This window comes from Novosphingobium sp. UBA1939 (genome assembly GCF_002336885.1).
Taxonomy (GTDB): domain Bacteria; phylum Pseudomonadota; class Alphaproteobacteria; order Sphingomonadales; family Sphingomonadaceae; genus Novosphingobium.
This window is the reverse complement of sequence record NZ_DDFB01000007.1, coordinates 35,727-49,061: the sequence shown is the minus strand read 5'-3', so window position 1 is coordinate 49,061 and position 13,335 is coordinate 35,727. Positions and strand designations below refer to the sequence as shown.

At 67.7% G+C, this 13,335-nt stretch carries 10 protein-coding genes and 1 pseudogene; 5 read left to right on the top strand and 6 right to left on the bottom strand.

Annotation, left to right across the window (positions count from 1 at the left end; all coding sequences use genetic code 11):
• Both B3547_RS01025 and B3547_RS01020 read left to right on the top strand, forming a co-directional pair.
• Positions 1-406 (top strand): annotated as a pseudogene (locus tag B3547_RS01025) (hypothetical protein); the annotation flags it as partial.
• 79 nt (positions 407-485) lie between these two features.
• Positions 486-1,142, top strand: a complete 657-nt coding sequence (locus B3547_RS01020; protein ID WP_292959637.1) for a 2-hydroxychromene-2-carboxylate isomerase — start codon at positions 486-488, stop codon at positions 1,140-1,142.
• A gap of 6 nt (positions 1,143-1,148) precedes the next feature.
• Here the strand turns inward: B3547_RS01020 and B3547_RS01015 are convergent, their stop codons facing one another.
• Positions 1,149-3,461: a putative bifunctional diguanylate cyclase/phosphodiesterase gene (locus B3547_RS01015; RefSeq protein WP_292959636.1), complete on the bottom strand. Its 2,313-nt coding sequence runs from the start codon at positions 3,459-3,461 to the stop codon at positions 1,149-1,151.
• Between the two features lie 259 nt (positions 3,462-3,720).
• Here B3547_RS01015 and B3547_RS01010 point away from each other — a divergent pair, with 259 nt between their 5' ends.
• Positions 3,721-5,199, top strand: coding sequence for a hypothetical protein (locus B3547_RS01010; protein ID WP_292959635.1), 1,479 nt, complete (start codon positions 3,721-3,723; stop codon positions 5,197-5,199).
• Positions 5,200-5,227: 28 nt separating this feature from the next.
• On the opposite strand, the gene B3547_RS01005 is transcribed toward B3547_RS01010, so the two are convergent.
• The 5 genes from B3547_RS01005 to B3547_RS00985 are packed head-to-tail and all read right to left on the bottom strand — an operon-like array spanning position 5,228 to position 11,106.
• Positions 5,228-6,094: a BadF/BadG/BcrA/BcrD ATPase family protein gene (locus B3547_RS01005; protein ID WP_292959634.1), complete on the bottom strand. Its 867-nt coding sequence runs from the start codon at positions 6,092-6,094 to the stop codon at positions 5,228-5,230.
• Entirely contained in the window at positions 6,091-7,806 is a 1,716-nt protein-coding gene (gene dld, locus B3547_RS01000; RefSeq protein WP_292959633.1) for a D-lactate dehydrogenase, read from the bottom strand. Before dld ends, B3547_RS01005 begins: the two co-directional genes overlap by 4 nt.
• A gap of 17 nt (positions 7,807-7,823) precedes the next feature.
• Positions 7,824-8,888 (bottom strand): beta-N-acetylglucosaminidase domain-containing protein, encoded by a 1,065-nt coding sequence (locus tag B3547_RS00995; RefSeq protein WP_292959632.1) that lies wholly within the window; start codon positions 8,886-8,888, stop codon positions 7,824-7,826.
• A complete protein-coding gene (gene nagA / locus B3547_RS00990) occupies positions 8,885-10,036 on the bottom strand; it encodes an N-acetylglucosamine-6-phosphate deacetylase (RefSeq protein ID WP_292959631.1) in 1,152 nt (383 codons plus the stop codon). Before nagA ends, B3547_RS00995 begins: the two co-directional genes overlap by 4 nt.
• Entirely contained in the window at positions 10,033-11,106 is a 1,074-nt protein-coding gene (locus tag B3547_RS00985; protein WP_292959630.1) for an SIS domain-containing protein, read from the bottom strand. Before B3547_RS00985 ends, nagA begins: the two co-directional genes overlap by 4 nt.
• 146 nt (positions 11,107-11,252) lie before the next feature.
• Here B3547_RS00985 and B3547_RS00980 point away from each other — a divergent pair, with 146 nt between their 5' ends.
• Both B3547_RS00980 and B3547_RS00975 read left to right on the top strand, forming a co-directional pair.
• Positions 11,253-12,110, top strand: a complete 858-nt coding sequence (locus B3547_RS00980) for a protein phosphatase 2C domain-containing protein (protein ID WP_292959629.1) — start codon at positions 11,253-11,255, stop codon at positions 12,108-12,110.
• Complete coding sequence (locus tag B3547_RS00975) at positions 12,110-13,216, top strand: anhydro-N-acetylmuramic acid kinase (RefSeq protein ID WP_292959628.1); 1,107 nt, start codon at positions 12,110-12,112, stop codon at positions 13,214-13,216. The genes B3547_RS00980 and B3547_RS00975 overlap by 1 nt, the downstream gene beginning before the upstream one ends.
• Positions 13,217-13,335 lie beyond the last annotated feature (119 nt).

Below are 13,335 nucleotides of genomic sequence, written 5' to 3'. Positions count from 1 at the left end.
CAGCCGCATCCGCTGGCGGCTGGCCGTGCCGGCGCTGGCCTGCCTGCTCGCCGGCCCGGCGGAAGCGGTGTTCCTGCTCGGTTCGGACCGCGCCGTCTGGTTTGCCGCCTTCGCGTTGACCAGCTTCGTCACCCTGATCCACCAAGGGCCGGTCTACGCCGCCACGGTCAACATCGTGCCCGAGCGCCAGCGCGCGCTGGCCATCGCGCTGCTGCTGTTCGGCGCCAGCTTCATCGGCAATGTCGTGGGGCCAAGCGCCGTCGGCTTCGTCACCGATCTGCTGACGCCGCGCTATGGCGACATGGCGATCCGGCATTCGATGCTGATCATCGCGGTCACCCCCGTCCTCACGGCCGCCTGCCTGATGCGCGCGGCCCGGCTCTATGGCGAGCGGGCGCACGGATAGGCCGCTACGGTTTTCTGCCCACCGACATTGCCGGATGGCTCGCGAGGCGACATGATCGCCGCGAAGGAGGCTTCCGGCCATGTCCGCGTTCCCACCCGCGACCACGCCCGCCACGTTCTATTTCGATCTGGTGTCGCCGTTCGCGTACCTGATGTGGAAGCAGTTGCGCCGGAACGCTACGCTCGCGTTGCGGCCCGAACCCGTTCTGCTGGGCGGCCTGCTTCAGCACTGGGGGCAACTGGGGCCAGCCGAAGTGCCGCCCAAGCGCATCCAGATCTACCGCATGTGCCAGTGGCTTGCCGATCGCCACGGCATTCCGTTCCGCTTCCCCGATGTGCATCCGTTCCGCTCGATCGAGGCGCTGCGCCTGCTGGTCGCGCTCGATGCGCGGGTGGATGCGGTGGACGCCCTGTTCGATGCGGTGTTCCGCGATGGCCTCGATCTCGGCGATCCGGCCAATCTGGAAGCGTTCGGCCGCGCGCTGGGGCTGGACCGCGTGGCGGCGGTACTCGCCGCGCCCACGGTAAAGGACCGTCTGCGCGCCAATACCGAGGCGGCCATCGCGCGGGGCGTCTTCGGCGTGCCGACGGTGGAAGTGGGCGCGGAACTTTTCTGGGGGTTCGACACGATCGGGATGATCGACGATTATCTGGCCAATCCCGCACTGTTTCGAGCCCCCGCGATGGCCCGGCTGGAAGGGCTGGGCTATGGCGTGCCGCGCCGGACGAACGGATAGGACCTATCAGGCTGCGCGGTTTCGGTTTTCCGCGTCGTCGTCTTGCGTTTCGGCAGGCGCGCCATCGCTGCCGCCCTGCTGCGCAGCGGGACGGGTTCCCTGCCCGATGCCATCCGGATCGATCGCCTGGGAGATGAGGAAGCCCTGGATCTCGGTGCACCCCTTGTCGCGCAGCGCCTGAAGCTGTGCGTCGGTCTCGACGCCTTCCGCCGTGGTGTCCATGCCCAGGCTGCCCGCCAGCCCGGTGATGGCCTGGATGATGGCGCGCGATTCGGCGTTGTGATCGAGTGATTCCACAAAGCACCGGTCGATCTTGATCTTGTCGAAGGGAAAGCTGCGCAGATAGTTGAGCGAGGAATAGCCCGTTCCGAAATCGTCGAGCGCGATGCGCACGCCAATCTCGCGCAGCTTGTACAGCGTCGATACGTTGGCTTCGCTGTCCTGCATCAGCACGGTTTCGGTGATTTCAAGCTCCAGCCGACCGGCGTCGATCCCCGCGCTGGCCAGCGCGTTGACCACGGTGGGGATCAGGTTCGCGCTGCGCATCTGCGCGGGTGAAAGATTGACCGAGATGCGCAGGTCGGCGGGCCATAGCGCGAGCTGCGCCGTCGCCTGGCGGATCACCCATTCGCCCACCTGCACGATCAGCCCGGTTTCCTCGGCCAGCGGGATGAAGGCGTTGGGCATGATCAGCCCGCGCGTGGGATGCTGCCAGCGGATCAGGGCCTCGTAGCCCACCACGTCTCCCGACGAGATGTTGACGAGCGGCTGGTAGTGCAGCGTGAACTCGTTGCGCACCAGCGCCGCGCGCAGGTCCATTTCCAGATCGCGCCGTTCGCGGGCCGCTTCGTCCATGCCAATCTGGAAATGGGCGAAGCGGTTCCGGCCGTTTGTCTTCGCGCTGTACAGCGCCAGGTCGGCACGCTTCATGACTTCGGTGGGATCGCTGTCGGCCACGGTGGCGAAGGCAATGCCGATGCTGGTCGACGTCATCACCTGCATCCCGTCGAGGATGAACGGCTGGTCGACCGCATCGATGATCCGGGCGGCGCAGGCTTCCACCTCGTCTGGCGATTTCACCCGCTCGATCAGGACGGCGAATTCGTCGCCTCCTAGGCGGGCCACCATGGCCTTTTCCTGTACGCAGGCCTCGATGCGGCGCGCGACTTCGCACAGCAGGCGATCGCCGATGGGATGCCCCAGCGTATCGTTCACCGATTTGAACTGGTCGAGATCGAGGCACAGGACGGCCGTCCGTTCCTCTTCGTGCAGCCGCTTGACCGCGCGGCCCAGCGTCTCGTTGAACAGGAAGCGGTTGGCGAGGTCGGTCAGGCCGCAATAGTGCGCCATGTAGCTGACCCGTGCTTCCGCCCGCATTTCCGCCGTCACGTCGGAGGCGACGCCCTGCATGCGGCCGCCGGCGCGTGGCTGGGCGGAAAGCCGCCACCAGCACGTTTCGTCGCCCACGGTGATCTGCACGGTCAGATCGCGGAAAGCCTGCCGTTTCCGAAGCATCTCGACGAGCCGTTCGTGCTCGTGCCCTGCGTCGAACAGCGAGAGCAGGGCGTGCCCTTCAAGTGTTTCCCGGTCACGCCCGCTGGCTTCGACGAAGCGATCCGTCGGGGCTAGGATCATCCCCTCCCGGTCGATCGACCAGAGCCAGTCGGCGCTTTGCGCCTCGTAGTCCTTGAGCAGGAGCTGCACGGTTTCCGCGCTTTCCCGAAGCGCCTGCTCGCGCGCGACCTTTTCGGCAAAGACCTTTTCGGTGCCCTTGATCGAGCGGGACAGGACGGCGGCGTAGCACAGGATCAGCAGCGTGCCCGTCATCGCCAGGGGATTGCCGGAAAGCAGCCATCCGGCGATCGAGCCGATCGTCAGCGGGATCATGTAGGCAAACGCCGCCCGTGGAAGCGGGCCATAGCTGATGACCGCGGCTCCCATCATGCCGCCGGTGAGCATGGCCAGCAGCGTGAATACGCCAGGCGTGGCGTCAAAGCCGCCAATCGCCATGGAAAAGCCCCAGGCAACGCCGTTCAGGCTGGCAAGTAGCTCGATGAAGCGGCCATCCTTTGACGGGGACAAATCCTCGTAATCGTTCTTTGCCAGGCGGCGCGCGTGCAGAATCCGGACGAGGCCTTGCCCCAGGACCAGCAAGGTCCAGAACGCGATGGCCGCGTGGGAGACCGAGGACCACAGGACGGTCGCTACGATGATTGCGTTTACGATGCCGCCGATGACGGCCGTCCGCGCCAGTTTCAGGCTGGCTTCGACCTGCGCCTTGCGTAGAGCCTGTCCATCCGTCGTATCCACCAAGCTCATCTGCGGTCCATAACCTGCGGCAACGCAACGCTTGTCGGGGCATGGCGATCCTTCACCTTGCCTGGCGCTGCTTAGGAGGCGAAGTTTATTGGTCACAATCGTTAAGTTCGGTTGAATTCGAACAGGCGGTTTCCACCGATCCGGAGCATGTTCGGGGCCGACCCTGGGAGCCATGGCATTGACCGGCCGCATCGATACTTCGCCTTAACGCCCTTCCGTCTAGGAGGGTGGTTCTTTCGCGTGAAACAGGGAGCAACCGGTGCGCGTGCCTGCAAGGGTCAAACTGCTGACGATTCTGGCCCTGCCGGTGCTGGCGCTGCCCTTGCTGTCCGGGGCGGGGGCGGGCGCCGGGCAAAGCCTGCGCTATGCCGATGTCTCGATGCCGGAAACGCTGGCTGGCGCGCAGGATGCGCCACCGCTGCCCTCGGCGGCGCCGCTGCCGCCGGAGCAGGCGGACCGCGCCTATCCGTTCTACATGCCGATGGAGGGCTTGCGCCGCCCCGCCGTCCGGCTGCTGGTGAAATGCGATGCCTCGCGCGCCGCCGGCCGTGAAGTCTATGCCGGACGGAGCGTTGACGATTTCGGCGGGCGCATCGAAGGGGGCTACGAACTCGTTTACGAAGCGCTAGATGGCGCGGGGCAACCGTGCGTCTATCCGTTCGCGCCGGTGGTGCCGCAGGTCGCGGGCGATCTGCGCGGAACGCAGTATATCCTGCGCTCGTCGGTCCCTGGGCGTCGCGTCACGTTCCGGTCGGGGAACGAGTGGGCGTCCGTCGGCCTTCACCTCTACGACATCGGCCAGCAGCGGCTGCATTTCGAAATGCGCGATGTCGAACTGGACTTCCCCGGCGCGATCCAGCCGGTCGGCGCGGTCTATCTCGAAGCCTTCGACGGGCATCGGCCCGGCCTGTTCACCGCTGTTATCCGGCGCTCGAAGATCTACGGCGGCAAGAACGCGATCTTCGTCCCCAGCGGCCAGACCATGCTCTATGTCGAGGACAGCGAGATTGCCGGCAACGTCGGCACCAACAGCGATCAGGAACACAGTACCTATATCAACGGTACGCTGGTTTCGCATTTCGTCCGTTCGAGCTGGCAGGGCCAGCGCGCGTGGCAGAACCTCGCCAGCGGCCACCAGATCAAGGACAAGGCTTATCTGCGCATCTACGAGAACGTAGCGGTATCGAACCGACCCGTCGGTTCCACGCCGTCGGCCATGCCGCTGCTGGATGTCAGCGCCTTTGGTTTCACGTGGTCGAACGGGCTGCGGCTGAACCGGATCGCGCCGGCGCAGGCACCGCGCGAAGGACTCGTCGATCTGCGTACCGAACTGCGGTATGGCGCGCCGGAGAATTACCCGTGGAGCCTGCTGGCCGATCCCGCATGGCGGATGCCGCCCACGAAAGCGGCTGTCGTCGGACAGGCGCTGGACAAGGTCTATCTGTCGATTTTTCTCAACACCACGGTCCAGAGCTTCCGGACGGAGCCTTATGCGATCGCGCTGCGCCCGCAAGGAACGCATCTCGCGCCCGATGGCGTGGCGATGGAAGGCAACAGCCAGACGACGCTGGCGCAGCAGCGCATGGTCTCCATGGCGTTCAACACCAGGGGAACGCTGGCGCAGGTCTATGCGCCGCAGGGCTGGACGTTGGTCGATCCGGCACTGCCGCCCCAGGCGCGGTGGGTCACGGACCGCGACGCGTTCATCCGTCACGCACTGGGACTGATCGGGCGCTGACGGCTAGTATCCGGGCCGCCCGTCGGGGTCAGGCCGGTCCGCGATAACCGGCGAGGCGGAGCGCGCCATCGAGGGAATCGCCGAGCGGATCGCTCAGGCGTTCGACGGTGCGGGAACGCAGCCAGGGCTTCATGCGGGGGGCGAGTCCGCCCACCAGCGTGCAGCGCGTGGCGCCGCGCTCGAAGATCGTCTCGATGAAGCGCTCGATATGCGCGGCCGCGTCTTCCACGATCGAGCGGGCGATGGCGTCGTCGGCTTCGGCATAGTCCATCACCAGCGGCGCAAAGGTGCCATAGTCGCGTGGCGTGGCCTGATCCATCCACGCGATCGCCTGTGCCGTGTCGTGGTTGAAGCGCTCGGTCACGGCGGCGCTCAGCGGCGTGCGGCGGGTGCGCCCGTCGAGCGCGCGCAGAGCGTGGCGCATGGCGGACAGGCCAAGCGCCGCGCCGCTGCCCTCGTCGGAAATGGGAAAGCCGTAGCCGCCGATGGTGAAATCCTCGCCATGCACGCGCAACTGGGCGGCGCTGCCGGTGCCGATGATCAGGATCGCCCCGTCTTCGCCGCCATGCGCGCCAAGGTTGGCGATCTGCGCGTCGGTGGCATAGGCGACCGAGGAGAAGCCGAAATCCAGTTCACCAAGCGCTTCGCGCACGCCGGGGCGCGTAATGCCGGCAATGCCCATGCCGGCGCGGACCTGCGCCCGCTGTGGCGGGGCAAGGCCGGCCTGCGCCACCGCCTGGTCGGCGGTATCCTTCAAGGTGTCATAGAGCGCGTCGATGCCGATGCGCGCATTGGCGGTGCCCGAACGGCCTTCGCCGATGGTGGCGCCGGCCGCATCGATCAGGCGCGCGCGGCAATTGCTGCCGCCGGCGTCGATGCCGAGGAAATAGGTCATGGCCGGTGTTCTCCAGGGGTTGCCGTTGCGGTCCAGCCGCGGCCGCGGGCGGTGTGGCCGATGCCGGGGTTCAGCTGGTTGCGCGGATCGATGCTGCGGTAGAAGTGTTCCAGCTCGGGCCGCGCGACGTAGAGATGGCCGACGTTGTGTTCGGCCGGATACTGCGCCCCGCGCGCGTCCAGCAGCGCCCACAGCGCATGTTCGAACGCCAGCGGATCGGTGCCCTTGCGCACGATGTAGTCCTGATGGAACACTTGGCAGAAGAAGTGCCCGTAATAGAGCGCGTGAATCGTCTTGTCGGCGAGGTCCTGCGGCAGTCTTTCGCGCCATTCGCGGGTGTTGCGGGGCAGCGCGACGTCGAGCGCGACGATATCCTCCACCTCGCGCCGATGCACCGCGCGATAGCGGACGGCCGCGCCGGCGGCGACGAAGCGGTGCAGGAAGGCTTTGGCGCTTTCCGCCGGCGTGCATTCGAAATGATCGCCGTTCTCATCACTGGGAAACAGGCGGGCAAGCAGCCCGCGCGTGACCTCTGCCTGATCGCGCGAGACCTTGAGGATCAGGTGGTGCGCGAAGCGATCGCGGAAGGCGCGCATCCGTGCGGGCAGGGGATCGGGCACGAACCGGCTGGCCCACTGCATCACTCGGTCGCTCAGGCCGTTGCCGAACAGCGCATCGAACCGGCCCTTGGCGGCAAAGAGCGCGGGCAGCCGGTCCGTGCCGAGCCGCTCGATCGCGAAGAACATGTCGCGGCCATAGCGGTCGGCCACGTCGAACGCGGTCTGGTGCATGTATTCCCCGGCGATCGGCGGCTGCGCGAAATCGCGCAGCATCGTCCGGCGCAGTTCGGTGAGCGGTTCGGGCGAAGCTGCGCCGATGTAGAAGGTGGCGGTGTCTTCCTCGCGCGCGAACGTGTCGAGCCGGACGGCGAAGACGATCAGCTTGCCCGCGCTGCCGGCGCTTTCGAACAGGCAGCGCGGATCGGCATTGAACCGCGCCGGGTTCATGCTGTCGACATCGCGCACATGCTCGGCATAGCGATGGTCGTGCGCCCGGCGGTCGAGGGCGGGATCGATGTCGGCTTCCGCGAAGGCCCCCGCGTCCAGCCGGGCAAGCATCGTTTCGGGATCGTCCCCCAGCGCGATGCCGAGGTGGTTGACCAGCGCCAGCGTGCCGTCGGGCCGGACCTGCGCGTACAGCGCCAGCTCGGTATAGGCCGGCCCGCGCCGCACGAGCGACCCGCCCGAGTTGTTGCAGACGCCGCCCACGACCGAGGCGCCGAGGCAGGAGGAGCCGATCACCGAATGCGGCTCGCGCCCAAAGGGGCGCAGCGCCTGCTCCAGACGGTGCAGCGTTGTGCCCGGCAGGCATAGCACTTGCGCGCCATCGCGGATGACATGCAGCGCGGAAAGGCGTGTGGTGCTGATGATGACGAGCCCGCCGGGATAATCCGCGCCATCGGGCGTGGAGCCGCCGGTCAGCCCGGTGTTCGAAGCCTGCATGATGATCGAGACGTCAGCCGCGACGCAGGCCTGCGCGACCTTCCAAAGCTCGACCAGGCTACCCGGCTGCACCACGGCAAGCGCCGGCCCGCTGCCGGTGCGATAGCCCTGGCGATAGCGCGCCGTGGCGCGCGCGGACGTCAGCACATGACGCTGCCCCACCGCCTCGCGCAGCCGCTCCAGCAGTTCCGTGTCGCGTTTTCCTGTCATGGCGCCGTTGTCTGGTCCTATTGGGTCTGGACTTCGTCGTCGGTCATCAGGTCGTCGCCGTCCAGCCAGCGAAGAATCTCGCGCGCGGCGGGATGGTCGATCGACGCATAGCGTGCCCGCAGGCGCTCGCCGCGCGATCCCAGCCGTTCAAGGCCAACGTCCTGAAGCGCCGGAAGATCCTGTTGCAGCATCTGCGCGAACGCCGCGCCCAGCACCTGCCGCGCGGCCTCAGCGAACGCCGCGCCATAGGCGTAGGCTTCGCCCTGCCGGTAAGCCGCAGCCAGCGTCAGGGCGGGAATGCAGCCGAGATGCGCCTGGATCGCGGGGTTGATCGCGTGGCCCGAAACGTGCGGAGCGATAGCGGCGGACCGGCCGGTGAACGCGCGCAGATGGAGAAAGCGTGACATGCGCGCGCCGTCGTTGACCGGATAGTTGTCCCACAGGCAGACCGGACGCCCCAGTTCCTGCGCCACGCGCTCCACATGGGCGGGGTCGATAGCCCGCGAGCAGACCTCCTCGCCGGTCCAGTAAACCCGGACCGCCGGATCGAGCCGCCGTCCCAGTTCAGCGAGATAGCCGGCGGGCCGGTCGCCGAACACCAGATCAAGCACCGGGTCGTCCGAATAGTAGGTGGGGCAGGTATAGACCCGCGTCGCCCGGGTCAGGCCCGCGCAGAAGTTGACCACGTCCGCCTGCCGCGCGGCAAGGTCCGGCATGTCGCCGCGCAGGTCGTCGAACAGCACGGCAAGGTCGTCGATGCCGATGGCGTCAAGGTCCGCCACCCGCCGAGCGAGCGCAGCGCGAGCCTCGTCGTCGAACGGGTGCGTGGAGCCGATCGGCGTCAGCGCGATGCCGAACCGCATCCCCGCCGCGCGAACGTGGGCGGAGAGGCGACCAAGCATAGCGGTCTGTTCGGGGTCGTGGCGCTCACGCCAGGCGCGGCGCAATGCGCGGTCGGCCTTCGGGCCGTAATGGTAGAAGCCATAGCCCGCCGCCGCGAGCGTCTGCACGACATGGCCGCGCTCCGCCTCGGTCCAGATGCGCCCGAAGCGGCCTTCGATCAGGCCCAGTTCGGGCATCATGCGCGGTGATCCGCGCGTGCGCCGGCGATCCAGGTGGCGGTAACCGAGCGCGACGCATCCAGGTGGACGAGATCGGCGCGCAAGCCCGGCGCGATGGCGCCGGTTTCGTGGTCGAGCCGCAGGAATCGCGCGGGATTGCCGCTCGCCATGCGCGATGCGGTCACGATGTCGCAGCCGAGCATGTCCATCGTGTTGCAGAGCGCCTGCACCATGGTCAGCGCCGATCCGGCGAGCGTGCCGTCCGGCCCCCGGCAGGTGCCGTCGACCACCGCGATGTCCTGGCCCATCAGCGTGAACCGGTTTTGCGTGCCGCCGACCGGGGGCATCGCATCGGTCACCAGCATCGCCCCGTCGCCCCCGCGCGCGCGCAGCGCCACGCGCAGCGCCGCGGGATGGACATGGAGGCCGTCGACGATCAGCCCGAAATGGCTGGCGCGATCTTCCAGCGCCGCGCCGACCATGCCGGGTTCGCGGCTGAGAAACTGCGTCATGGCATTGAACAGATGGGTGAAACCCGCCAGTCCCTCTTCCAGCGCGGCGCGGGTCTGGTCGTAGTCCGCAAGGCTGTGCCCCGCGCACACCAGCACGCCCGCATCGGTCAGTGTCCGCACGGTTCCCGCAGGGGCGAGTTCGGGCGCCAGCGTCACCACGCGCCGTCCAAGGGTGGGCTGCGCCAGCCGCGCGATGACTTCCGCATCGACCGCCGTGAAGCGCGCCTTGTCGTGGATGCCCTTCTTCGCGGGGTTGAGATGCGGGCCTTCGATGTGAATGCCGAGCACACCCGGCACCCGGTCGGCCAGCGCCGCCTCGCCCGCCGCGATGGCGGCTTCGACCACGCCGGCATAGTCGCTGATCAGCGTTGGCAGCAGCCCGGTCGTGCCGAAGCGACGATGGGCGGCGGCGATGGCGCGGATGCCCTCGACCGAGGGGTGATCGTTGAACAACACGTCGCCGCCGCCGTTGACCTGCACGTCGATGAAGCCCGGCAGCAGCCAGCCACCGCCAAGGTCACGGCGGGCGCAGCCGGCCGGCAGGGCATCCGCCGCAGCAAGGCCGGCAATGCGGTCGCCATCGAGCAACAGCGCCTGCCCTTCGGCAATCGCGTCGGCCAGAACGATGCTCGCGCCGGTAAGTGCCGTCAGCGTCATAGCGTGCGCGTTACCTTGTTGAGATGCGGAGGGCTATCGGGATCGCACCCCCGCGCCAGCGAAAGCGCATTGGCCAGGCCGTAGAAGCTCTGGATCTGCGCGATAGCGCCCAGCACGGGGTGGACCTGCGTGTCCATCGGCAGGACGAGGCTCGCGGGCGCCACGTCTTCGGGCAAGCCGGCGGCGATCACGTTCGCGCCCCGCGCCGCGAAATCCTCCAGTCGCGCGCGAAGGCCGGTCCGGGCAATATCGAGCGGGGCGAGGACCAGCACCGGATCGCCCGCGCCCACCAGCGTCATCGGGCCATGCGCCACTTCGGCGCTGCTGAAGGCCTCGGCATGAAGGTTCGATGTCTCCTTCAGCTTGAGCGCGGCTTCGCCAGCGACGGGCAGGCTGGGGCCACGGCCCAGCACGAGCATCTCGCTCGCGTCCCTCAACGGCGCGACGGCGGCGGTCCAGTCGGCCGCGGCGGCCTGTTCGAGCACGCGTCCCGTCTGGGGCAGCGCTTCCAGCAGGGCCGCGTCCTGGCTCCACTCGGCGACAAGATGGGTGAGCGCGACGAGCGTACAAAGGAAGCTCTTGGTCGCCGCCACGCTGGTTTCGGGGCCGGCGTGGACGGGAACGACTATCTCGGCGAGGTTGGCGAGGGGGGAGGCGGCATCGTTGACCACGGCGATGACCACCGCACCCCGCGCGCGCGCGTCATCGGCGGCGGCGAGCAGATCGGGGCTGCGGCCCGATTGCGAGATCGCGATCAGCGGCACGTCGCGGAAATGGGCCGAGGTCGCGCGATAGAGCGAACCGGTCGACGGGGCGTGGCTGACCGTGGGTATGCCGGCTTTCGTTTCCAGCAGGAACTTGGCGAAGGCGGCGGCCTGATCGGAGCTGCCGCGCGCCAGCGTCGCCGCGAAGGGTGGGGCGAGCGCGCGCAGGCGCTGGCCGGCGTCGCGGACCAGATTGGTATTAAGCTGAAGCTGCCGCGCGCACAATGCCGGCGCGGACAGCGCTTCTGCGGCCATCCGCGTTGCGCCCGGAGCGAGCGTCTCGATGGTATGGGGAGTCGAGGTCATGGCGCGTGAGATACCATTCAGGGTGATTTACCTCAAGTGGCATTAAATTGGTTTTGTCGTTTTCAAAAATGATGATACCGATTTGGCGAAGCCGCGATGCGGCGGCGGAGCGGTGTGGTCCGCGTGGGGCTTAGGGAGGCGTGTGCATGCTCAGGATCGAGATAGCGGCCACCGATCACCAAGGCGCGGTCAACGAGGATATTGTGGGGCATTGCGGAGGCGCCGCCTGGGTGATCGACGGCGCGACCGGAATTGGCGCCTCGCTGCTGGAAGAACCAAGTGACGCGGCATGGCTGGCGCAAACGGCGAGTCGGTTCCTTGCCGACGTCCTGCGCACGGATCCGGTGATGCCCACGGCCGATGTGCTGCGCACGGTCATGGCGCAGTGTGGCGAAGCCCTGCTGCGCCAGCGCGTGCGCGAACCGGAAGGGCATTACGAGTTGCCCTCCGCGGCGTTCGCCATGGTGCGGGCGGTGGATGGCATGGCGGAGATCACCACCCTGGCCGACTGCCGCGTGGTGGCGGCCGATGCGGACGGCGCGGCGCGGCTCTGGGGCAGCGCAGCGCTGGATGCGATCGAAGGACGCACCTTGGCCGCGTTGCGCGGGGTTCTGGCGGAAAACCCCGCGATCACCCCGGATGCGCTCAAGGAGCGGCTGATGCCGGGCCTTGTCGCCAATCGCCGACTGATGAACCGGGATGGCGGATACTGGGTGCTCGGCACCGAACCGGCGGCGGCCGACCATGTCTGGCAGGCACGGATTCCGCTGCGTGCCGGCCAGCGCTTCGCCATCGCAAGCGACGGTTTTCTGCGCCTTGCCGAACTGTTTGACGTGGCCGGCCCGGCCGATTTTCTGGCCATCCGCAGCGCCGACGAATGGCGGCGCTGGATCGATGCGCTGCGGGCGCTGGAACGCGCGCCGGGCTCCTTGCGTCGCTTCGCGCGCGTCAAACCGCACGACGACGCGAGCCTCGTCGTCTGCCGCTGGGAGGAAACGGACTGATGCTGGTGATGGGATACATGAGCGGGACCTCGCTCGATGGCGTCGATGTCGCGCTGGTGGAAACCGATGGCGAACGGATTGATGGGTACGGGCCATGCTTGCTGGTTCCGTTCTCCGATGATGAGCGCGCCGTTGTGGTGCGGGCGACGCATGATGCGCTGGCGTGGGATGGGCATGGCAGCGTGCCGTCCTCGTTCGCGGAGGCGGGGGCGGTGATTGACGCAGGCTATCTGCGCGCGGGCCGTGCGGTGATCGAACAGGCGGGGCGGAAGCCTGACCTTGTAGGCTTTCATGGGCAAACTCTGCTGCACCGGCCGCGCCGCCAGCTTTCGGTGCAGGTCGGCGATCCGCAGGCGCTGGCCGATGCGCTGGATGTGCCCGTGGTCGCGCAGATGCGGCAGGACGATTTGCGCGCGGGCGGGGAAGGTGCGCCGCTGGTGCCTGCCTACCACGCCGCGCTGGCGGCGCGGCTGGGTCTCTCGGGGCCGCTGGCGTTCCTGAACCTCGGTGGCGTGGCCAACGTAACCTGGATCGGCGCGGACGGGGAACTGGTCGCCTTCGATACCGGTCCCGCCAATGGTCTTATCGATCTGGTCGTGCAGCAGCGCGGCGCGGGCCGTTACGACGACGGGGGCAGGCTGGCGGCGGCGGGCCAGGTCGATGGGCGGATTCTTGCCGATCTGTTGGCGCACGAACACTTCCGGGGCAAAGGCCCCCGCTCGCTGGATCGCTACGACTTTTCACTGGATTGCCTGACGGATCTGGCGCTGGAAGACGCGGTGGCGACGTTGACGGCGTTCACGGTGGAATCCGTGGCGCTGGCCGGTCGCAGCCTGCCCGAGCCGCCCAAGGCCTGGATTGTTTGCGGTGGCGGTTGCCACAATCCCGTGCTGATGCGGGGGTTGCGCGATCGGCTCGGCGATTGCCGGGCGGCTGGCGATCTGGGACTGCGCAGCGATTTCGTCGAGGCCGAGGCCATGGCGTTCCTGGCGGCGCGCAGCCTGCGCGGATTGCCGCTGACCTATCCCGGCACGACCGGCGTGAAAGCGCCGCAAACCGGTGGAATGCTGTGGCGTCCGCAGGCCGCATCCGCTGTTGTGGTATGATAAAAATAGTACCAGTTAAATACCGATACTTTACATTCACGCACAGGTATGCATTTTGAAGGCCAATCCAGCCGAGCAAGCCGCCGACTCTTCGGGTCGCACTGTTAGAGCAGCGACGG